This window comes from Streptomyces tagetis (genome assembly GCF_018069565.1).
Lineage (GTDB): Bacteria > Actinomycetota > Actinomycetes > Streptomycetales > Streptomycetaceae > Streptomyces > Streptomyces tagetis.
On record NZ_JAGPNL010000001.1, the window covers coordinates 1,143,880 to 1,164,693 of the forward strand.

The following is a 20,814-nucleotide window of genomic DNA, read 5'->3' on the forward strand; positions in this document are numbered from 1 at the left end:
CTCAGCTCACCCCGGCGTCGACGAGGGCCTGGGTGGCGGCGCGTACGATCGCCTCCGTCTCCAGGCCGAGCGGGGTGCGCGGCGGGCGGCAGACGCCCCCGCGGCGGCCGGTCATCTCCTGGCCGATCTTGATGGCCTGGACGAACTCCGTCCTGCTGTCCCAGCGCAGCACCGGGTGCAGACGGCGGTAGAGCGGCAGCGCCGTCTCCAGGTCACCCCGGACCGACGCCTCGTACAGCGCGAGGCAGTCCCGGGGGAAGACCTGCGCGTAGCCGGCGACCCAGCCCTTGGCGCCCGCGAGGCCGACCTCCAGCACCGTGTCGTCGGTGCCGATCATCAGGTCGAGGCCGGGGGCCAGTTCGGAGATCGCGTAGCAGCGCCGGACGTCGCCGGAGAACTCCTTGACCCCGACGACGAACCCCTCGGCGTACAGCTTCGCCAGCAGTTCGGGGCGCAGGTCGACCTTGGTGTCGATCGGGTTGTTGTACGCGGTGACGGGCAGGCCCGCCGAGGCCACCGCGGCGAAGTGCTCCAGGACGGCCCGGTCGTCGGCGCGGTACGCGTTGGGCGGCAGGCACATCACGGCCTGGCAGCCCGCGTCTCTGGCGAACAGGGCGTGCCGCCGGGCCTCGACGGCACCGTAGGCACCGACGCCCGGCATGACGGTGAACCCCTCCGGGGCGTGGGCGACGGCCGTCTCGACGACCCGGTCGCGCTCCTCGTCCGTCAGGGTCTGGTACTCGCCCAGCGAACCGTTGGGGGCGACGCCGTGCATGCCCTCGGCGGCGAGCCGGGCGACGCTCTCCCCGTAGGCGCCGAAGTCGACGGTGAGGTCGTCGTGGAACGGCAGGCTGGTGGCGACGATGACGCCGTGCCAGGGCTTGCGGGTCTCGCTCATGAGCACTCCTTGTCGGTTCCACCGGTGTCCGTCGCCGCCGACGGACGGTCATCGAGATCGGCGAGCGCGCCGAGGGTCAGGGGCGTGGCGACCAGGCGTTCCGCGGGGGTGTAGGCGCCCTCACCGGCCGCGAGGCAGTGCACGGCCGGGCCGCACATCCGCCCCTGGCACCAGCCCATGCCGGCCCGGGTGAGGTGTTTGACCTGGCGGTGGTCACGGGCGTCGTCGTCGGCGCGGGCGGCGCGGACCGTGCCCGCGCTCACCTCCTCGCAGCGGCACACGACGGTCTCGTCGGTCAGCCACGACGACCACGCGGGAGGGACGGGGTGGGCGAGGGCCAGCGCACGGGCGAAGGCACGGCCACGGGCCACCGCTGCCCGCACCCCGGCCCGGCGCGCGGGCCCGAGGACGGAGGCGGCGCCGGAGTCGGCGAGCACCGACTCGGCCGCGAGCCGCCCCTCGGCCAGCGCGAGCGCCGCCCCGCCCACCCCGCACGTCTCGCCCGCGGCGTAGAGGCCGGGGACGCTGGTGCGCCGGCCGTCGTCGACGGCGACGACCGCGTTGCCGTCCGCCGTCTCCGTGAGCCGGCAGCCGAAGGGCAGGAGCAGGTCCAGTTGGGGCACGAACCCCCAGCCCACGCCGACGGCGTCGACCGCGGCCCGTCGCTCCGTCCCCGGGCGGGGGCTGCCGTCGGCGGCGAGCGCGGCGATACGGACCGACGTCACCCGGTCGTCCCCCTCGGCGGCGACGATCGCCGTGCGCGGGCGGACCCGGACGCGGTGACGCGCGAGCGCGGCGGCGTACCCCGCCCCCTCGGCCCACTTGCCCGGATTGCGCAGCAGCGCCCCCGGGTGCCGCAGCCAGGCCCCGGGGTGGGCCGCCTCGCAGACCGCGACCACCTCGGCCCCGCGCGCCGCGAGGGCGGCGGCCACCGGCAGCAGGAACGGGCCCGTACCGCCGAGCGCCACGCGGCTCCCGGCCACGACCCCGCCGCCCTTGAGCAGCGCCTGGAGGCCGCCGACGGTGAGCACGCCCGGCAGGTCCCAGCCGGGGAAGGGCAGTTGACGGTCATAGGCCCCGGTCGCCACGAGCAGCCTCGGGGCGCGCAGCACCACGGTCCTCTCGCGCGGCGGTGTCCGCCGGTCGACCGCGTGGACCGCGAATCCGCCGTCCTCGTGGACCGCCGACCACACGTGGTGCGCGAGGCGCGCATCGAGCCGGCCCGCCTCCCGGCCCGCCGACAACGCACCGCACAGGGCGCGGTGTTCACGCAGCCGGTGGTGCAGGTCGTCGGTCGGGATCGCCGCACGCGCGTGCTCCGGCGGGTGGCGCCAGAACTGGCCGCCGACCGTGGTGCCGGAGTCCACCAGGGCGACGCGTAGCCCCCCGGCCAGGGCCGTGACCGCGGCGGCCATCCCGGCGGGACCCGCGCCCACGACGACGAGGTCCGCCGGCTCAGTCATCGTCGCCCTCCCCGGTCGTGACGGCCATCCCCGCGCGCGCCGGCACCAGGCAGGCGCGCTGCCCGGGGACGCCGTCGACCGCCACGAGGCAGTCGAAGCAGACGCCGATCCCGCAGAAGACGCCGCGCGGACGGCGCCCGGTCCGGGTGGTGCGCCAGGCGACCCGGCCCGTGGCCACCAGGGCCGCGGCGACGGTCTGTCCCTCGACGAACCGCACCGGCTCGCCGTCGACGCTGAACTCGCTCATCCGGAGCCACCTCCCGAGCGGAGGAAACGGCCGGGGAGAAGGCCGGTGTGCGCGGCCGGATCGGCGCCGTGCCAGGGCCGGCCCAGCAGGTGGGCGGTGACGAGCGCGCCGGTCCCCGGGGCGAGGCCGATGCCGGCCCCCTCGTGACCGCACGCGTGGACGACCCCCGGCGCCCGTGGGTCGGGGCCGACGACCGGCAGGTGGTCCGGGCAGTACGGCCGGAAGCCGCGGTACGCGCGGAGCAGGTGCACGTCGCGCAGGAAGGGGAAGAGCCGGCACGCCCGCGCCGCCAGTTCGGCGACCACCGCGGTGCTCATCGTCGAGTCGAAGCCGACGCGTTCCCGGCTGGCGCCGATGAGGAGGGTGCCGCCGCGCGTGCCCTCCACGACGCAGGAGGTCTCCAGCCCGGCGTCGCGGGAGGCGACGGCGGCCACGTAGTCGGCGGAGTAGACCTTGTGCCGGACCATCGGCGGCAGCGGCTCGGTCACCAGGACGAAGCCCCTGCGCGGATGCACCGCGACGGGGGCGCCGAGCCGGCGGCCCACCTCGCCGCCCCAGGTGCCGGCCGCGTTGACCACGGCGTCGGCGGGCAGGACCGCACCGGCCGAGGTGCGGACGCCGGTGACGCGGCCGGCCCCGCCGGTCACCGCGCCGGTGACCTCGCCCCGGTGGACGCGCGCGCCGCGCCGGACGGCGGCGCGCAGCAGCGCGACCGCCGCCACCACCGGTTCCACCTGGGCGTCCTGCGGGTAGTGGACGCCGCCGGGGATGCCGGGGGCGAGGTGGGGTTCGAGGTCCCGCACCCGGTCGACCGGCTCGGCGCGGACCCCGGCCGCCTGCTGCCGCAGGGCGAACTCCCCGAGCGCCGCGAGACCTCGGGCGTCGCTCGCCACGACCAGTCCGCCCTTGGGCTCCAGCCCGAGCGAGGCCGCTCCCAGCTCCCGGCCGGCCTCGTCCCACAGGGTGCGGCTGAGCCGCGCCAGGACGAGTTCGGGGCCGGGTTCCTTGTCGGAGAGGAGGACGTTGCCCTCGCCGCGGCTCGTCGTTCCGGCCCCGGTGGGAGCGCGGTCGACGACCGTGACGTCCAGACCGGCCGACGCGGCGTGGAAGGCACAGGCGGTGCCGACGATGCCCGCGCCCACGATGACGACCTTCAGGGCCACCAACTCCCCCCTGCGCCCTGTGCAATGTCACATGACATGACTGAGGGTATACACGCGGTCGCCGACAGGACAACGCCTGCCGCACGGTGACCTTGAGCGGCGTGCGCGAGGGGGCGAGCCGGTGTCCGCGGTCCCGGCCGGGGGAGCGGCGGCCTGCCGTACGGTGGCGGTCGCCGTACGGCAGGCCCCCGGATCAGCTCCGGTTGGCGCGGCGCCGGGCCGCCAGGACGAGGCCGGTGCCGCCGGCGAGCACCGCGGCGGCGCCGATGGCCAGCGGCACCATGCCGTCGCTGCCGGTCGAGGCCAGGTCGCCGCCCGCGACGGGGGTCGAACTCGCCTCAGGCGCCGGGGAGTCCGGCGCGGCGGAGTGCGAGGGGGTGCCGGCGGAGGGGGCCGCGGCGGGCGTGGTCTCGGCGGGGGTGCTCGGGGGCGTGTCCGCCGCCGGAGGCGTCGTGCCGGGGGCGCCGCTCGGCACCTTGGGGGCGGGCGGGGTCACACCGGTCTCGGGGAGGCAGCCGCTGAAGGGGAAGTGGTGCGTCTCCGCGCCGCCCGATCCGTGCAGCGAGGCGACCCAGACCGAGCCGTTGACCGGCGCGGCGGTGCCCAGCTCCAGGTGGGCCCGGGGCGCGAGGACGCTGCCCGGCCAGGCCGCCTTGCTGCTCTTGGTGACGGTGCGGGCCTCGGGGAAGTTCCACAGCAGCCGGGCGCGCACAGCCCCGTCGGCGGCGCTCTGGAGCTTGTCGTCCAGGACGTAGGAGCCGCCGCCGGAGAGGAGGAAGCCGGTGGTGCCGGCCTTCGCCATGTCGTAGTCGGTGCCGCTGACGTTGACGACGGTGGTCGCTCCGGCGGGCACCTTCAGGTAGATCTCCTTCGCCGCCTCCAGTCGGCCCGCCGTCACGGAGAAGACGTTGCGCGTGGTGTCGCTGCCCGTGAGGGTGAGCTTGGACCCCTCCGTGGTGACCGTGGTGCCCTCGGTGGCCGGCTCCTCGGCGAGGGCCGCGGAGTAGGCCCGGAGCTTGGCGAACTCGCCGTCGAAGTCGATCAGGTCGGCCTTCTTCCGGAAGGTGCCGGCGTGCAGCTCGACGGCCCGGCCCTTGACCTCGCCGCCGACCACGGCGTCGCCCTTCATCACCGCGGTGACGGCGCTGCCGCTGACCAGGTCGCCCCGGACCACCAGTGCCGCCCGGCCGGGCAGGGCGGCGACCTCGCTCTCGGTGAGTTCGTTGCCGACGCTGAAACCGCGGCCGAAGTCGGCGTTGCCCCCGACGGCGACCGCGCCCTCCGCGTCGGGTGCGTGGACGTCGTCGCCGAGGACGAACTCGCCGTACCCGCCGGCGACGCCGAAGACGTCGGTGCAGACGGCCGGTGCGGTGGGGGTCGCGTGGGCGACGGGGGCCGCGAGGCCGAGGACGAGGGACCCGCCGAGCACGGCGGCAGCGGACATGCGCATGGGTGGACTTCTCTCGCAACGGTGGATGTGAACGTTTTGTGAGGGCTGCACCCATGCTTGCCTGACCGAAAAACATTGGTCAAGACCAATGACCGACAAGGGAAGTACGCCCGGAGAAAGGGGAGTTTGTCCGCGTGTCGTTCCGATGGGTAGTCAGCCGACAGCCGTGCGTGGGTTCCTGACGGGAAGTCAATGGAACGCCTTCCCCGCATTCCTGGAGCCCGACGCCCGAGGCGGTCCGCGCGCGGGTGCGCGAAACGCGCGCCGGTGCCCGAGGTGACCGTTTCCCCGTGTTTCGTTTGTCGGCCTTCGGCCCTTCGCCAGGTGGATAGCCGTGTCCGCGCATCCCCGCCTACTTTGGCGTCACGAATTCCGCACCCGCCGCAAGACGGTGGCGCGGCGACGCACACAGGAGAAGACATGACCACAACCGCCCCCGGGCTTTCCTACGAGGAACTCGTCGCGGCACGCCGTGCCAGCGGTGTCGCCATGTTCAACGACAACAAGATGAAGCTCGGGGTCTTCGGCTCGAACTGTAGCCACGGCCTCATGGCGACCCATGCCGAGTCGACCTACGAGCTTTCCTGGCAGCACACCCAGAAGATCGCCCAGATCGCCGACCGGCTCGGTTTCGAGGCGATGCTTCCGGTCGCCCGCTACCGGGGAATGGGCGGCGAGACCAACTTCAACGGCTCGAACTTCGAGACCCACACCTGGGCCGCCGGACTGGCGCAGGCGACCGAGAACATCATGGTGTTCTCGACCACCCACGTGCCGACCAAGAACCCCATCGTCGCGGCGAAGGAATCGGTCACCGTCGACCACATCTCCAACGGGCGTTTCGGCCTCAACATGACCATGGGCTGGTACAAGGCCGAGATGGAGATGTTCGGCGGCACCCAGCGCGAGCACGACGCGCGCTACCGCTACGGCTCCGAGTGGATCACCATCGCCAAGCGCATGTGGACCGAGGGCGAAGGCGTCGACTTCCAGGGTGAGTTCTTCGACATCAAGGACGCCTTCTCCGACCCCAAGCCGATCCAGCAGCCGTACCCGGTGCTCGTGAACGCCGGCAACTCGCCGCAGGGCCTGGAATTCTGCGCACGCGAATGCGACTTCAACTTCATCGCCTTCGCCGACCCGGAAGAGGCGAGGGACACCGCCGCCCGGGTGCGTTCCATCGCCCATTCCCACAAGCGGGACCTCGGAATCCTCGGCTACGGCAACATCATCTGCCGCGACACCGAGAAGGAGACCAAGGCACTCCTCGACCACATCCTCGAAAAGGGTGACTGGGAGGTGGCCAAGATGGTCTCCAGCGGACTCGGCTCCGAAAGCGGTTCGTTCGACAAGATCAAGGCGCTCCAGGAGCGCTTCATCCTCGGCTACGGCGGATATCCGCTGATCGGTACGCCGGAGCAGATCGTCGAGCAGATGGCCGGCCTTTCGGAGGCCGGGATCGACGGCATGATGATCGGTTTCCTCGACTACGTGGAGGAACTCCAGTACTTCGGCGAGCGCGTCCTGCCCCTGATGAAGGAAGCGGGCCTGCGGAGCTGACCGCGGCAGGGACAGGGAGGTCTGGAATGACGCATTCTTCCGGCACGGACGTGCGGGAATACAAGGCCGTTCTCGGCCACTTCTGCACCGGGGTCACCGTGGTGACGTCGATCGATCGCGGGACTCCTGCCGGATTCACCTGCCAATCGTTCTCGGCGCTCTCCCTGGACCCGCCCCTGGTGCTGGTCTGCGTACGGAAGGAGTCCGCCACCTGGCCGGGGATCAGGCGCTCGGGGCGGTTCGCGGTGAGCGTCCTCGCCGCCGGTCAGCAGGCGGTCGGCGACCGCTTCGCCCGCTCGGGCGTCGACCGGTTCGCCGGCGTCGACTGGCGGCCGTCACCGGCCGGGATGCCGTTCATCGACGGCGCCCTGGCCTGGGTCGAGTGCTCCGTGTCCGAGGAGATCGACGCCGGTGACCACACCGTCGTGGTCGCCGCGGTCACCGCGCTGGAAGCCGGCACGGCACGCGACCCGCTGCTCTTCTACCGGGGCAGGTACCTCGAACACGAGCCGAGAGAAGCGGTGACCCGATGAGACTCGCAACCGTCTACGGAAGCCCCACCCCGCCCGGGAAGATGGCACGCGCCCTCGGGCTGATCGAGCGGGAGGCCAGGGAGCGGCACCCCGGCTGGAGCGTGGAGCGCGTCGCGCCCCGGGACTCCGCCGGCCCGGTGGTCGCCACCTGGGACGACGAGGCGGTACGGCGGATCGGCGAGGCCGACGCCGTCGTCCTGGCCTCGCCGGTCTACCGCGGATCGCTCACCGGCACCCTCAAGCTCCTGATCGACATGCTGCCCAACGAGGCACTGCGCTCGAAGCCGGTGGGAATCCTCACCGTCGCCGCCGCGCCGCACCACTTCCTGTCGGCCGAGCGCCACCTGCGGGACATCCTCGGCTGGTTCGGCGCCCTCACCGCGCCCAACAGCGCCTTCTTCGTGGACACGGAGTTCCGCACGGACGACGTGACCGACGACGTACGCGCCGCCCTGGGCGAGTTCACCGCACAGGTGGTGACGCTCGCGGAGCGCCTGGACGGCCGGGAGTTCGGCCCGGACCCGCTGACGGTCCGCTACGCGAAGAAGACCGCCGGATGAGGCGGCCGGGTGGTGCGGCACGGCTCGCCGCACCACCCGGTGACCGCCCTCGGCCCCTCTCGACCTGGAGAAAGAAGGAACGTCGTGACCAGTAACGTCGCCGAGGGCACCCCCCTCGGCCAGGAGACGGGCCCCGCCCGGCACTACATCGGCGGCGAGTGGGTCGCCTCGGCCACGACCGGCGTCTCGGTCTCGCCCGCCGACGGACGGACCCTCGGCACCTACTACGAGGTGGAGGAGTCCCAGGTACAGGACGCCATCAGGATCGCCCGGGACACCTTCGCCACCCACGCGTGGCGGACCGACCGCCAGTTGCGCGCCCGTGTGCTCAACGAGATGGCCGACCGCGTCGAGGCCGCGACCGACGAACTCGCGCACCTGCTCGCCGTGGAGAACGGGAAGATCCTCCCCGAGGCCGGCTTCGAACTGAGCCTGACCCCGTCCAAGCTGCGCTACTACGCGGCGCAGGCCCTCACCGACTCCGGGAGCGGCGGCCGGGTCCGCCCGGGGGTCTACTCCATCCTGCTCTCGGAGCCGGTGGGCGTCGCCGGGGTCATCGTCCCCTGGAACTCCCCGGTGGTGCTGTCCGTGCGCTCCTTCGCCCCGGCCCTCGCGGCCGGCTGCACTGTGGTCATGAAGATGGCCGCGCAGACGGCGCTGGTCAACACCCGGCTCACCGAACTGCTCGCGGACTGCCCGTCGCTGCCCGCCGGCGTGCTCAACGTGTTCAACGAATCCGGAAGCGTGGGCGCCAAGACCCTGGTCGCCTCGCCCGACGTGGCCGCGCTCAGCTACACGGGCAGCACCGGAGTGGGCCGGCAGATCATGACGGACGCCGGACCGACCCTGAAGCGGCTCTCCCTCGAACTGGGCGGCAAGACCCCCATGATCGTCTTCGAGGACGCCGACCTCGACGCGGCCGTGGGCACGATCGTCGCCGGGATCACCACCTTCAGCGGCCAGTTCTGCATGACCGGCAGCCGCGTCCTCGTGCAGTCCTCGGTCGCCGACGAGGTGCGCGGCCGGCTCGCGGAGGCCCTGCGCGCGGTCAAGGTGGGGCCGGGCGACGCCCCGGACTCGCAGATGGGTCCGCTGATCGACATCCCGAGCCGGGACCGGCTGGAGGCGCTGATCGAGCAGTCGCTCGGCGACGCCGAGGTCATCGTGCCCGGTGGCCGCCCCGACGACGAGAGCCTCGCCCAGGGGGCGTACTTCCGTCCGGCGCTGCTCGGGGTGCGGGACACCGACTCGCCCCTTGTCCAGAAGGAACTCTTCGGTCCGGTCGCCACCTTCGAGACCTTCGACTCGGAGGAGGAGGCGGTCCGCAAGGCCAACGCCACGGAGTACGGCCTCGCGGCCTCGGTCTGGACCGCCGACGGGGCGCGCGGGCTGCGGCTCGCCGACGCCCTGGAGGCGGGCACGGTGTGGACCAACGGCTGGGCCGTCGTCGTCGACCAGTTCGAGGAGGGCGGCTGCAAGCAGAGCGGCCTGGGCCGGCTGAACGGCAACCGGGCCGTGGCGGAGTTCCAGGAGTTCAAGCACATCGTCCAGGTGGTGTGATCCCGCCGCTCCCGCCTGACCTGCCGGACCGCACACGAGGGCGCCCGGCCCCGGACCCGCCGACCGCGGTCCGGGGCCGGGCGCCCTCATGCGTACGGTGCGCGCCGGGCGGGCCCGCGCGGTGTGCGGCCGGCCTTCAGGAGGCCCGGCTCCTGCGCAGGGTCTCCGACGGGGACTCCGCGTACACCGACTTGTAGAGCGAGGAGAACCGGCCCAGGTTGTGGAATCCGTGGGCGGAGGCGACCTCGGTGACCGTCGTCCCGGCCGAGCGCGGGTGCAGCAGCTCGTCGCGGACCCCGCGCAGCCTGAGGTCGCGCAGGTACTGCGAGGGGGTGCGGCCCAGGTGGTTGAGGAAGTGCAGTTGCAGGGTCCGGGCGCTCACCCCGGTCGCGGCGGCCACGTCGGCCGGGGTGGGGAGGTCCCCGGCGTGGTCGTGGATGTAGTCGAGGGCGCTCTTCAGCGTGCTCGGGCCGGGGGCGGGGTCGGTCCGCTGGAGCAGCGCCTGGTGCGGACCGGAGGCGGCCACCAGGAGGTTCGTCAGGATCATGGATTCGAGCTGGCGGCGGGAGTCGGCGTTGCGCGCGAGGACCCCGTCCTCGTCCCACTCCGTCCGGACGAACTCGATACAGCGCAGCAGCCCCCTGCCCGCCCGCGAGTCCAGGTCGACCACGAGGTCGAAGTCGATGGGACCCCCGACCCGGGCGCGGGTCAGGGTGGCGAGGTGCCCCTCCAGGTCGGCCCGCGGAATCCGCAGGGCGAACTGGGCGGCGTCCGCGGCCCAGGCGATCGTCTGGGCGCGGTGCGGCAGCAGCATCGCCGCGTGGGCCATGCCCCGGGTCATGCCCCGGTCCCCGTTCTCCCGGGTGACCAGGCTGCTGCCGGCGAGCGTGATGTTGATGTGGTACCAGTGCTCGCTGGCGGGGAGGGCGATGTGCGCCTCGGTGCCGTAGGTGAGGTACCCGAGGGTCACGCCACCGAGCTGCACGGCGTTGAGGCGGGCGTCGAGCCCCTTGCGGTCCACCGGGGTCAGCGTGTGCGGCTCGTACACCTCGGCCACCACGTGCTGGGCGACCTCCACGTCACGCGTACGGAGCCGACCGTGCTGCCGGAGCGGTTCGGACGATGGTGAGAACGACACGGACATCGGGACTCCCGGGCAGACGATCGAGCATCCGGCAGGCGGACTGCTGGTGGTGACTCCTGAACGCGTGGTCGCTCGCCCGGCGGCGCGGGCGACTCCTCGGACGAACCCGCCGCGCGACCGACGGACCCTTGCCCCCTATAACGTGCTCCTCGCGCGAATCGATCCCTTTCGCCCGCCCCTCCTGCCTCGGGCCGGTCCGTTCCGCTTTGTCCCCCGCTTTGTCCCCCTGATCAGCCCACGTCGGCCGGGGAGCCGCGCCGCCGGGCGCCGTCGCTCCCCACGAGGTCCCGGCGTGCCTCCCGGCAGGTCCGCAGTAACCCGTCGGCCAGCGCCTTCGCGCCGTCCGCTCCGGCGCGGACCGTGGGCAGGGCGACGGCCAGGGCGACATGCTGCCCGTCGACGAGGCCGACCGAGGCGCCGAGGGCGGTCACCCCGGGCTCGCTCTCGTCCTGGTTGAGGCCGAACCCGTCACGGCGGACGGCGTCCAGTTCGCGGCGCAGCGCCGCCAGGTCGCGGAGCCGCTCGCCGGGCAGGGGCGGCAGCCCGCCCGAGTGGAGCGCGTCGACGGCGTCCGGGTCCAGGTCGGCGAGCATGGCCTTGCCGCCGGAGGTGCGGTAGGCGGGCATGCGCACGCCGATGCGCAGCCCCACGCGCAACGACCGGACGCCCTCGATGCCGTCCAGGAACAGCACCTCGGTGCCGGAGCGCACCATGAGGTGGACCGTCTCGTTCGTCGCTCCATAGAGGCTCTCCAGGTACGGACGCATCCGGTCGGGCAGCGGTGGCGCCTGGCGCGTACCGGCGGCGAGCCACTGGGGGCCCGGCCGGTACACCCGGTCCTCGCCGCGCACGGCGAAGTCCCGGTGGCACAGCGTGGCCAGCAGCCGGTGCGCCGTGGACGGCGCCACGCCCAGTTCCCGCCCGGCCTCGGTCACGCTGAGCCGGCCGCGCTCCGCCAGCAGCGCCAGCAGGATCAGCGCGCGGTCCACCGCTTCGACGCGGTAGGAGTTCGTATTCTGCTCCACAGAAGCAGAATATGGAACCTTTCCGTCACACGCAAAGATCTGCCGGACGCGGTGCGGCGGGGCGCGACGCGCCCTCGGGGCGGAGCGGGAACGGAGCGGGAACGGAGGACGCCGTACCGGCCGCGGACACGACGGAGCCCCGGCCGCGGGAGGTCCGCCGACCGGGGCTCCACCGGCACGGGCACGCGCCCGCCGGGTCAGATCACATTGCCCACGTGGGCCAGGGCCTGCTTGAGCAGGACACCGTGGCCACCCGGCATCTCGCTCTGCACCGCCGGGGACAGCGCCTCCCGCGGGGTGAACCAGACCAGGTCCAGCGCGTCCTGGCGGGGACGGCAGTCACCGCTCACCGGTACGACGTAGGCCAGCGACACCGCGTGCTGCCGCGGATCGTGGAACGGGGTGACGCCGAGGGTGGGGAAGTATTCGGCCACCGTGAACGGCTGGAGCGAGGACGGTACCCGGGGCAGCGCCACCGGTCCGAGGTCCTTCTCCAGATGGCGCAGGAGCGCGTCCCGGACCCGCTCGTGGTGCAGGACCCGGCCGGAGACCAGCGTCCGGCTGACCGTCCCGTCGGGGCCGATCCGCAGCAGCAGGCCCACGCTGGTGACCTCGCCGCTGTCGTCCACGCGTACGGGCACCGCCTCGACGTACAGGATCGGCATGCGGGCGCGGGCCATCTCGAGCTCGTCGGTCGGCAGCCAGCCAGGCGTGGTTTCGGTCATGTCAGCCATCGCTTGATCATACTTTCAGCGTCTCGTTCTTCCTGGGCGCCGCCACGGGACTGTGACCGTCCCCACGTCGCTCAGCCGTCGTCGGTGCTCTCGCCGGGCAGGCGGTAGACCCGGCGCGCGTTGTCCCGTCCCGTCCAGCGCGCGATGCGCACCGCGTCCGCCGGGGACAGGTCGTCGGCCTCCACCCGCTCGCGCAGCAGACCGGCCAGCCCGCGCCGGAACGCCAGCGCGCCGAGGTGGTGGAACTCGGCCGGACCGTAGGCGTCGGAACTGTAGAGCAGCTTGCGGAACGGGGTGATCTCCAGCGCCTCCGCGAGGACCGCGCCCGCCCGCGCCGGCCCCACGTGGTGCAGGGTGAGGCCGACGTCGAGGTAGACCCGCTCGAAGACCACCGACAGGTACGCGGCCTGGCGCTGGTAGGGCCAGCAGTGCAGCAGCAGCACCGGGACCGTCCCCGCCGTCAGCCGCAGCCAGTCGGTCAGCAGCGCCGGGTCGGACCGGTGCAGGCGCAGGTCCCCGTCGCCGAACCCGGTGTGCAACTGGAGCGGCAGCCCCAGGTCCACCGCGGTCCACAGCAGGTGCCGTACCAGGACCGGGTCGTCCAGCCGGCCGCCGCGCGCCAGCCAGCGCCCGGCCGCCTCGGTCACCTCGGCCTGCCCCGGCCAGGACGGGTCCAGATCGAGGCCGGTGCGGTACGCGGCGACCGACTTCACGCCCACCACGCCCGGCCGCCGCACCGCCTTCCACACCGCCGCGCGGAACGCCTCGCCGTACGCGTCCGCCTCCACGCCCCCGGCGGCCACCGCCTCCGCGACCGCCTCCAGCCGCACCACCTCGTACGTCTCCGCGCCCGACGCCGCGGCCAGCTCCGCGGGCGTGGTCACGCGGTGCGGGGCGTGCCCGGTGTCCACGCAGAACGTGCCCACGCGCGAGGCGCGCAGGAACCGCCGGTTCACCTCGGCCGGCCCCAGCTCGGCCCGCCGCGCCAGGTACACGGCGGCCGGGGCGTGGCGCGGCAGGTCCAGCAGCGGGGCGCAGTGCCGGCGCACCGCGATCCCGGCGGGGGTGTCGAACGGGGACGCGTCCGGCCACGCCTCGCCCTCGGTCAGCAGGGACGCGAAGCCCTCCGGGTCCAGCGCGCGGGTGGCGGCCCCGTGGCAGTGGTGGTCCACCAGCCCCAGGCCGTCCAGCGTCTCCTCCACGGCGTCGGCGGCCATCTCAGTACACCCACCGGTACGCCGCCGCCACCCGGTCCTCGTCCAGGCCCTCGACCGCCCGGCACTCGCCCCGCCGCACGGCGATCACGGCGTCGGCCAGCACCGGCCCGAGCGCCGTGCGCAGCACCGGGTCCGCGCGGAACGCCTCCACGGACGCGGCCAGCGACCCCGGCAGCCGGCGCACGCCCCGCGCCTCCGCCTCGGCCGCGTCGAGGAGCGCCGGGTCCCCGGTCACCTCCGCCGGCAGCGGCGCCGCGCGGGCCATCCCGTCCAGCCCGGCGGCGATCACGCAGGCCAGCGCGAGGTACGGATTGGCGGCCAGGTCCACCGGCTTCACCTCCAGGTTGGCGGCCTGCTCCCGCACCCCGGCGGTCCCGGTGATCACCCGCAGCGCCGCCTCGCGGGCCTCCCGGCCCCACGCCGTGAACGCCCCGGCCCACCGGGACGGGCGCAGCCGCAGATGGCTGGCCGGGCTCGGCGCGGTCACCGCCGTCAGCGCCGGCAGCCGGGCCAGCACCCCGGCCGTGAACGACTCCGCCTCCGCGCTCATGCCGTACCGGCCCGTCCCGCCCGCGTGCAGGCTGGCGCCGTCGCGCCAGACGGACAGGTGCAGGTGGCCGCCGTTGCCGACCTCGCCCGCGGTGACCGCCGGGGCGAAGGAGACCCGCATCCCGTGGCGCCGGCCCACCGCCCGGATCGTCTGGCGCACCAGCACGCTCCGGTCGGCCGCCGCCACCGGGTCCAGCGCGCCCACCGACACCTCGAACTGGCCCGCCGCGTACTCCGGGTGGAACTGGTCCACCTCCACCCCCTGCGCCGCCAGCGCGGCCAGCAACTCGGCGGCGCAGTCGCTCAGCTCGACCTGGCGCGTCGCGCCGTACGCCGGTCCCGAGACGGCGGGCACGAAGGCCCCGTCGGGCGCGTCGTCCCGGCCCACCGCCCACTCGACCTCGATCGCGGCCTTGAACGTGACGCCGTACCGCTCGGCCGCCTCCGCCGTGATCCGGCGCAGCACGGTCCGCCCGCACGCCGGGTGCGGTGCGCCCTCCTGCGTGATCCGGTCCACCGGGGCCCACGCCCAGCCGGGCTGGGCCGCCAGGACGGCCAGGTGGTCGAGGTCGGGGTAGAGGCGCAGGTCGCCGTCGGGGGAGCCGAGCACGTCCGTCGTGACGATCGCGTCGTGGGCGAGGAAGGTGTCGAACACGGGGGACATGCCGACGCCCCAGGCCGCGGCGGCCGGGAGCTTCGCCGTGGGCACGGTCTTGACCCGGCCGATGCCGGCCGTGTCCACGTAGGCGAGGACGACGCCGTGCACGCCGTGTCCCGAGAGTTCGCCGCCGAGCGCGGTGGCCCGCTCGACGTCGCCGGGGCGCCCGCCCGGCACGGGATCGGCAAGGGTGGTCATGTCGTCCTCCTGGACGAGGTGCGGCCGGGGCGGGTGCGGCCCGGCGCGGCACGGGTCAGTGCTTCGCGGCCGGCGTGCCGCACCGCGGTACGGACGGCGGGGCGTCGGCCCGCGGACGCCGCGGCGAGCGGGGGAGGTGCCCAGGGGCGAGCGGGCGGAGCCGGTCGGGGACCGCGGCGGCCTCGTCACGGCCGCGGGAGACGGTCGGGGGCGTGGCGCGCGCGGTCGCGTACGCCGTCGCCGGTATCCGCCCGGCGCCGCCCGCGTCGGCGTGGTGCGGGGGGTGGGCCGGGGCGCGGAACCTGCCCGGGGGCCGTGCGCCCCGTTCGCCGGCGCGGCGGCGCACCGGCGGGGCCGGGCGGCCGGGGTCGGCGACCCGGTGATCGACCTCGTGGGCGGCAGCGCCGGTCCCGTGCCGCCCCCCGCGCGTGTCGTGGGCGACACGCGGGCCGTCCGCCGGGGCCCGGCTCCCGCTGCTCGCGGGCCGGTGCGCCGGGGTGCGGCTCTCGCTCACGTGTCGGCTCCTTCGCGCGCCAGTGGTCTCGACGCGCTCATTGTGCCGCCGGGTGACCGGGCTGTCCGGGTTTCGGCGCAGCTCCACCCGACGGGGTGGGGCGGGGGAGCGGTGCGGAGCGGAGGGGAGGGGCTGGGTTGCTGGGTGGCTGGGCTAGTCGGTGGGGGGATGCGGGGACGGGGTGCGGCCGGCCAGGACGGTCTGGAGACGTTCGGTGCCCTGCTGGGCGGCCTGGTGGACGGCGTCGGTCTCGCCGCCGCTGAGGCCGCCGCCGGTGACGGTGAGGGCGTCCGTGCCGACCCGGACGACGGCGACGTCCAGGGTGAGGGTGGTCGGCGTGCCCGCGGACGTGCCCCGCACACTGACGTGCACGCCCTGGCGGGCGTCGCCGACGTCCGGCACGGAGGACTCGGTCACCTGGACGGTCCGCTTCCCGCCGGAGGAGTCGGTCGCGGTGAACTGGTCGCAGGCGTCCGGCAGGGAGCCGAGCCACTTCAGCGCGTCGTCCAGCTTCCCGCGGTCGTAGGCGGCGACCTGTTCGAGCAGCCGGGACTCGCCCTGCTCGAAGCCGGTCACCGCGGACGGCCCGGACGGCTTGCCCAGCAGGTCCTCCGTGTAGAGGCCGTCGAGCAGCCGTTGGCAGTCGGCCGCCTGGGACTTGGCGGTGAGGAAGTCGGCCACGTCGACCTTGCCGACGAGCATGGTGTCCCGCCACTTGCCCGCGTCCGGCACCTGGTTCCACTGGTCCTCGATGTCGCCCTCGGTGATGAGGGCCGCCTTCGCCCCGGCCTCGGTGAGCGCCGCGGGGCTCGGGGAGGTGCCGGTGACCGGCTCGGCGGCCTCCCGCGCGGCGGCGGAGGCGGAGCCGGCGCGTTCGGCGGCGGTGTCCGCGGCGGACGGGCCGCCGTCGTCCGAACAGGCCGCCGTGGTCAGCAGCGCGCCCGCCGCCAGCGTGGAGGCGAACAGGCGGACGGGGTGGGTCGGACGACGGCTCATCGCGGGTGCCTCCCGGGAATGCGACACGGTCTTCCCAGCGCACCATCGGCCGGGGGAGGTCACCAGTGCGGCCGGGTGATCGGGTGACGGGGTGACGGGGTGGCGAGGTGGCGAGGTGGCGGGGACGGGTGGCGGGTGATGGGTGCCGGTCGTGCGACACGCCGGGAGTACGTCGGCGAGCCGGCGACACGCCGAGCCGGTGTGTCGCCGGGCCGTGTGCCGACACGCCGAGCCGACGTGTCGCCGGGCCGTATGCCGACACACCGTCCCCGCACCCCCGTGACGCCCCGCCCGCGCTCGCTCAGCGCGTGGCGCCCGCCAGGGACTCCCGCGCGACCTCCTTGTCCACCGCCGCCCGCACCAGCGCGGCGGCGAGGACGGCCGGGTCGGTCTCCCCGGCCAGGGCGACGAGGCGGTCGGGGTCCTCCGGCAGGTCCAGGCGGCCGGCGCCCTGGAGGGCCTTGCGGTCCAGGTACGGCGCCACGTCCGGCCAGACGCCCTGGGCCTCGCGCAGGAAGATGTCCGCGCCGGTCGGCCCCACGCCGGGGAACTCCTGGAGCAGCCGGCGGAGCGCGGAGACGTCGCCGTCCGCCTCCTCGCGCAGCCGGCGCAGGTCGCCGCCCCAGCGGTCGTCGAGGAGCCGGGCGGCGTCGCCGAGCTGGGTGGCGGTGCGCTCGTCGTAGCGCCGGTAGCCACCGCGGCCCAGCGCGTCGACCCGCTCCTGCCAGTCGGCGTCCGCCATGCGGTGCGGGTCGCTCAGCCCGGCCTCGTGCAGGGCGCGCGCGGTGGCCAGGGCGATCGAGCCGCGGATGCGGGCGCTGAGCAGATGGGCGAGGACCAGCAGCCGGTACAGCGGCTGCGGGGTGTCCTTGAGCCGGATGCCCGCCTCCTCGGCGTACGTCCGGCCGTGCGTACGCAGGAGTTCCCGCATGACGTTCTCGGCGCGGGTCACGGCTGCGGCTTCAGCGGGTCGTGGCCGATGGTCATCAGCCGGTGCCTGCGGCGGGTGTCCTCGGACTCCGGTTCGTTCTCCAGGTCGGCCTGGGTGGTGATCGTGTCCACGACCCGGCGCATCACGCGCAGGTCGTCCTCGGTCAGGTCCATGCGCCGCTTCTGGAGGATGGCCAGGACGTGCTGCCCGGTGGGCGAACCGGCCTCGTCGGGCAGCGGCTCCACCTCTTCCCGGGAGTCGCGTACCCGCAGCCAGGAGGCGAGTTCCGCCGAGGTCATGTTGACCACGTGGTGGAAGTCCTCCCACAGCGCGTCGAGTTCGAGGGCGTCGGTCATGCGCTGCCTCCCGGACCGTTCTCGGCGACGAACATCCAGCGGTGCTTCTCCAGCTCCGCCGTGATGGTGATCAGCAGGTCCTGGGTGACCGGGTCGGGCTCCCCGGTGGCGTCGATCCGCTTGCGCAGCCGGGCGATCGCCGTGTCCAGGGCCTCGACCATGGCCTGGACGACCTCGTCGTCGCGCACCCAGCCGTCCTTGGGGCCGCCCAGCGTGTACGCCGACGCGATGGTCTCCGGCCGGCCGTCCGGCGGTATGCCCAGCGCGGAGGAGCGCTCGGCGACCGTGTCGGCGTGGGACCGTGCCGCGGCGACCACCTCGTCCAACTGGAGGTGGATCGAACGGAAGCGCGGGCCCACGATGTTCCAGTGCGCCTGCTTCCCGATCAGGGAGAGCCCGAGAAGATCCACGAGCGTGCTCTGCAACGCGTCTCCGGTGACCTGGCGGGCCGACTCGGGAATCGTGCTCTTCACGACAGTCATACGGTGCTGCTCCTCGCGGCGGTGGGTTGCTCGGTCGGCTGCGGAGCGGCGGCGCGGTGCGGCACGTCCCCTCCACGGTGCGGCGGGTGCCCTCACCGCCACCCGGCAAACACGGGACGCGACCCGGCGGCCCCTGCCGACACCGGCCACCACCGACCCCGCCCGGGGCCTGCTGCCCGGGGCCCGCTGCCCGCTGCCCGGTGGCGGAGACGGTGCCCGGCGGCGATCTCCGCCCGGCGGCGGCGGGCGGCGATCCCCGGCGAGGATCAGCGGCCGTCGCCCCCACGGTCCGCCCCGCCGAGGACGGCGTCCAGGAACCGCGTCAGCTCCGCGAACGCCGCCGCCTTCTCCCACTCCTGGAACACCTCGTGCCGGGCGCCCGGCACGATCCGCTCGGTGACGGCGGCGCCGAGCGCTTCGACGCCTCTCCGGCTGCCGGAGAGCGGCACCAGGCGGTCGTCCTCGCCGTGGAACCAGAGCAGCGGGAGCCCGCCGAGGCCGGGACCGTTCGCCACGGCGTCCAGCGTCCGGACGAACGCCTCCAGCGTCGGCCGCTTCATCGGACCGTGCCACACCAGCGGGTCCGCCGCGTACGCCGCGCCGACCCCGGGATCACGGGACAGGGCGGCCGGGCTGACCGGCGTGTCGGGGATCTCCTCCAGGGCGAGCAGCCGGCGCGGCAGCGCCCAGTCGCCGAGGACCGGCCCGGACAGCACCAGCGCCGCGGCCTCGCCCGGGTGGAGCTGGGCGTACCGGGAGGCGATCAGCCCGCCCATCGAGTGCCCGACCAGCACCAGCGGCAGCCCCGGGTGGGCGGCGCGCGCGAGCAGCGCCACGGCGTGCACGTCGGCGACCACCTCCTCGAAGTCCTCGATCAGCACCCGCTCGCCCGCCGACCTGCCGTGCCCGAGGTGGTCGGGGGCGTGGACGGCCGCGCCGTGCGCCGCGAGGACCCGGGCGAGTCCGGCGTGCCGGGCGGCGTGCTCGCCGTAGCCGTGCATCAGCAGGGCCACGTACCGGGGCGGGGCGGCGGCGGGCCACTCGCGGACGGAGAGCCGCCCGCGGGTTCCGTCGAGGACGTGCTCGCGGGCGTCGGCCATGGGGGTGTCCTCCGGCGGGGTCGGGCGGGTCGTCCGGGATCTTCCGAGTCGTCCGGGGATCTTCCCAGGGGGCGGCCCGGCGGTCTATAGTCCAAAACTAGCAGTGCTAGTTAGGGGTCGGGGCAGACCGGCCCCGCCTCGCGGAGCCCGGTCGGGCGGCGGTGTGCCGCCCGCAGGCCCAGCGACGACGGTCAGGAGTCCCTCGTGCGTCCCGTCCATTTCGCAGCCGCCCGCCGCACCCCGATCGGCAAGCTCCGCGGCGCCCTCTCCACCGTGCGGCCCGACGACCTCGCCGCCGCCGTCGTCCGGGATCTGGTCGCCGGCGTGCCCGCGCTCGACCCGGCCCGGATCGACGACGTGTACTGGGGCGCCGCCAACCAGTCCGGCGAGGACAACCGCAACGTCGCCCGCATGGCCGCGCTCCTCGCCGGCCTGCCCGACTCCGTGCCCGGCGCCACCGTCAACCGGCTCTGCGCCTCGGGCCTGGAGGCCGTGACCACCGCCGCCCGCACCATCGCCGCCGGCGAGGCCGACATCGTGCTCGCGGGCGGCTCCGAGTCCATGAGCCGCGCCCCCTTCGTGCTGCCCCGCCCGGACGAGGCCCTGCCGCACCGCATGGAGACCGCCGACACCCGGCTCGGCTGGCGGCTGGTCAACCCGGCGATGAAGGACCTCCACGGCGTGCTCTCCATGGGCGAGACCGCCGAGGAGGTCGCCGAGCGGTACGGCATCACCCGCGAACGCCAGGACGAGTTCGCCCTGCGCAGCCACCAGCGCGCCGCCGAGGCGCGCAAGAACGGCCACTTCGACGCCGAGATCCTGCCCGTGGAACGGCCCGACGGGGTGGTCGTCGACGCCGACGAGTGCGTCCGCGAGGACACCTCCCTGGAGAAGCTGGCCCGGCTGAAGCCCGTCTTCCGCGCCGGCGGCACGGTCACCGCGGGCAACGCCTCCCCGATGAACGACGGCGCCGCCGGTCTGCTCCTCGTCAGCGAGGACGCCCTCGAAGAACTCGGCCTGGAGTCTCTGGGCCGCTACGTCGCCGGCGGCTCGGCCGGGGTCCACCCGGACGTGATGGGCATCGGTCCCGTCCCCGCCACCCGCAAGGTGCTCGCCCGCGCCGGCTGGAGCGTCGAGGACGTCGCGGAGGCGGAGTTCAACGAGGCGTTCGCCGCCCAGGCCCTGGCCTGCGTCGACCAGTTGGGCTTCGACCCGGAGCTGGTCAACCCGACCGGCGGCGCGATCGCGCTGGGCCACCCCCTCGGCGGCTCGGGCGCCCGCATCCTCACCACCCTGCTCCACCGCATGCGGCGTACGGGCGGCGCCCGCGGGCTCGCCACGATGTGCGTCGGCGTGGGCCAGGGGAGCGCGGTGCTCGTCGAGCGGGTGTAGGCGGGGCCACAGGCCGTACGGTCCCGGCGTGGCGGGATGCCACGGGGCGGGTCGGCCCGCGTGCCGGGCGTGTCGGGTGGGTTG

General features: G+C 74.6%; 21 protein-coding genes. 5 read left to right on the top strand and 16 right to left on the bottom strand.

What is annotated here, in order from left to right; translation table 11 throughout:
* Position 1 precedes the first annotated feature (1 nt).
* The 5 genes from J5Y05_RS04895 to J5Y05_RS04915 all read right to left on the bottom strand — a co-directional run bounded on the left by J5Y05_RS04895 (position 2) and on the right by J5Y05_RS04915 (position 5,221).
* Positions 2-898: a dihydrodipicolinate synthase family protein gene (locus J5Y05_RS04895; RefSeq protein ID WP_210868488.1), complete on the bottom strand. Its 897-nt coding sequence runs from the start codon at positions 896-898 to the stop codon at positions 2-4.
* Positions 895-2,361, bottom strand: coding sequence for an FAD/NAD(P)-dependent oxidoreductase (locus tag J5Y05_RS04900; protein ID WP_210868489.1), 1,467 nt, complete (start codon positions 2,359-2,361; stop codon positions 895-897). The genes J5Y05_RS04895 and J5Y05_RS04900 overlap by 4 nt, the downstream gene beginning before the upstream one ends.
* Entirely contained in the window at positions 2,354-2,608 is a 255-nt protein-coding gene (locus J5Y05_RS04905; RefSeq protein ID WP_210868490.1) for a (2Fe-2S)-binding protein, read from the bottom strand. Before J5Y05_RS04905 ends, J5Y05_RS04900 begins: the two co-directional genes overlap by 8 nt.
* Complete coding sequence (locus J5Y05_RS04910; RefSeq protein ID WP_307853703.1) at positions 2,605-3,771, bottom strand: NAD(P)/FAD-dependent oxidoreductase; 1,167 nt, start codon at positions 3,769-3,771, stop codon at positions 2,605-2,607. Before J5Y05_RS04910 ends, J5Y05_RS04905 begins: the two co-directional genes overlap by 4 nt.
* A 193-nt stretch (positions 3,772-3,964) precedes the next feature.
* Positions 3,965-5,221, bottom strand: coding sequence for a choice-of-anchor A family protein (locus J5Y05_RS04915; RefSeq protein ID WP_210868491.1), 1,257 nt, complete (start codon positions 5,219-5,221; stop codon positions 3,965-3,967).
* A gap of 420 nt (positions 5,222-5,641) precedes the next feature.
* On the opposite strand from J5Y05_RS04915, the gene J5Y05_RS04920 reads away from it, so the two are divergent.
* From J5Y05_RS04920 to J5Y05_RS04935, 4 genes are all read left to right on the top strand, one after another.
* Entirely contained in the window at positions 5,642-6,781 is a 1,140-nt protein-coding gene (locus J5Y05_RS04920) for an LLM class flavin-dependent oxidoreductase (RefSeq protein ID WP_210868492.1), read from the top strand.
* 26 nt (positions 6,782-6,807) lie between these two features.
* Positions 6,808-7,314: a flavin reductase family protein gene (locus tag J5Y05_RS04925; protein ID WP_210868493.1), complete on the top strand. Its 507-nt coding sequence runs from the start codon at positions 6,808-6,810 to the stop codon at positions 7,312-7,314.
* The gene (locus J5Y05_RS04930; RefSeq protein ID WP_210868494.1) at positions 7,311-7,874 is read left to right on the top strand and encodes an NADPH-dependent FMN reductase; all 564 of its coding nucleotides are present in this window, start codon (positions 7,311-7,313) and stop codon (positions 7,872-7,874) included. Before J5Y05_RS04925 ends, J5Y05_RS04930 begins: the two co-directional genes overlap by 4 nt.
* A gap of 84 nt (positions 7,875-7,958) precedes the next feature.
* A complete protein-coding gene (locus J5Y05_RS04935; protein WP_210868495.1) occupies positions 7,959-9,434 on the top strand; it encodes an aldehyde dehydrogenase family protein in 1,476 nt (491 codons plus the stop codon).
* A gap of 136 nt (positions 9,435-9,570) precedes the next feature.
* On the opposite strand, the gene J5Y05_RS04940 is transcribed toward J5Y05_RS04935, so the two are convergent.
* The 11 genes from J5Y05_RS04940 to J5Y05_RS04990 all read right to left on the bottom strand — a co-directional run bounded on the left by J5Y05_RS04940 (position 9,571) and on the right by J5Y05_RS04990 (position 19,338).
* Positions 9,571-10,578 (bottom strand): AraC family transcriptional regulator, encoded by a 1,008-nt coding sequence (locus tag J5Y05_RS04940; RefSeq protein ID WP_210868496.1) that lies wholly within the window; start codon positions 10,576-10,578, stop codon positions 9,571-9,573.
* 230 nt (positions 10,579-10,808) lie between these two features.
* Complete coding sequence (locus J5Y05_RS04945) at positions 10,809-11,603, bottom strand: IclR family transcriptional regulator (protein ID WP_210868497.1); 795 nt, start codon at positions 11,601-11,603, stop codon at positions 10,809-10,811.
* A 197-nt stretch (positions 11,604-11,800) separates the two neighbouring features.
* Positions 11,801-12,328 carry an NUDIX hydrolase family protein gene (locus J5Y05_RS04950; RefSeq protein ID WP_210869707.1) on the bottom strand — a complete coding sequence of 176 codons (528 nt, stop codon included), beginning with the start codon at positions 12,326-12,328 and terminating at the stop codon, positions 11,801-11,803.
* Positions 12,329-12,408: 80 nt separating this feature from the next.
* Entirely contained in the window at positions 12,409-13,554 is a 1,146-nt protein-coding gene (locus tag J5Y05_RS04955; RefSeq protein WP_210868498.1) for an amidohydrolase family protein, read from the bottom strand.
* A gap of 1 nt (position 13,555) precedes the next feature.
* On the bottom strand, positions 13,556-14,959 hold the full coding sequence (locus tag J5Y05_RS04960) for a type I glutamate--ammonia ligase (RefSeq protein ID WP_210868499.1): 1,404 nt from the start codon (positions 14,957-14,959) through the stop codon (positions 13,556-13,558).
* Positions 14,960-15,014: 55 nt separating this feature from the next.
* Entirely contained in the window at positions 15,015-15,473 is a 459-nt protein-coding gene (locus tag J5Y05_RS04965) for a hypothetical protein (RefSeq protein WP_210868500.1), read from the bottom strand.
* Positions 15,474-15,626: 153 nt separating this feature from the next.
* On the bottom strand, positions 15,627-16,469 hold the full coding sequence (locus J5Y05_RS04970) for a hypothetical protein (protein ID WP_210868501.1): 843 nt from the start codon (positions 16,467-16,469) through the stop codon (positions 15,627-15,629).
* 301 nt (positions 16,470-16,770) lie between these two features.
* Positions 16,771-17,400 (bottom strand): HhH-GDP family DNA glycosylase, encoded by a 630-nt coding sequence (locus J5Y05_RS04975; RefSeq protein ID WP_210869709.1) that lies wholly within the window; start codon positions 17,398-17,400, stop codon positions 16,771-16,773.
* A gap of 17 nt (positions 17,401-17,417) precedes the next feature.
* On the bottom strand, positions 17,418-17,756 hold the full coding sequence (locus tag J5Y05_RS04980; protein ID WP_210868502.1) for a DUF3140 domain-containing protein: 339 nt from the start codon (positions 17,754-17,756) through the stop codon (positions 17,418-17,420).
* The gene (locus J5Y05_RS04985) at positions 17,753-18,238 is read right to left on the bottom strand and encodes a Dps family protein (RefSeq protein ID WP_210868503.1); all 486 of its coding nucleotides are present in this window, start codon (positions 18,236-18,238) and stop codon (positions 17,753-17,755) included. The genes J5Y05_RS04980 and J5Y05_RS04985 overlap by 4 nt, the downstream gene beginning before the upstream one ends.
* 266 nt (positions 18,239-18,504) lie before the next feature.
* Positions 18,505-19,338 (bottom strand): alpha/beta fold hydrolase, encoded by an 834-nt coding sequence (locus J5Y05_RS04990; protein WP_210868504.1) that lies wholly within the window; start codon positions 19,336-19,338, stop codon positions 18,505-18,507.
* Between the two features lie 204 nt (positions 19,339-19,542).
* Between J5Y05_RS04990 and J5Y05_RS04995 the strand changes: the two genes are divergently transcribed.
* Positions 19,543-20,730 (top strand): thiolase family protein, encoded by a 1,188-nt coding sequence (locus tag J5Y05_RS04995; RefSeq protein WP_210868505.1) that lies wholly within the window; start codon positions 19,543-19,545, stop codon positions 20,728-20,730.
* The last annotated feature ends 84 nt before the right edge of the window (positions 20,731-20,814 follow it).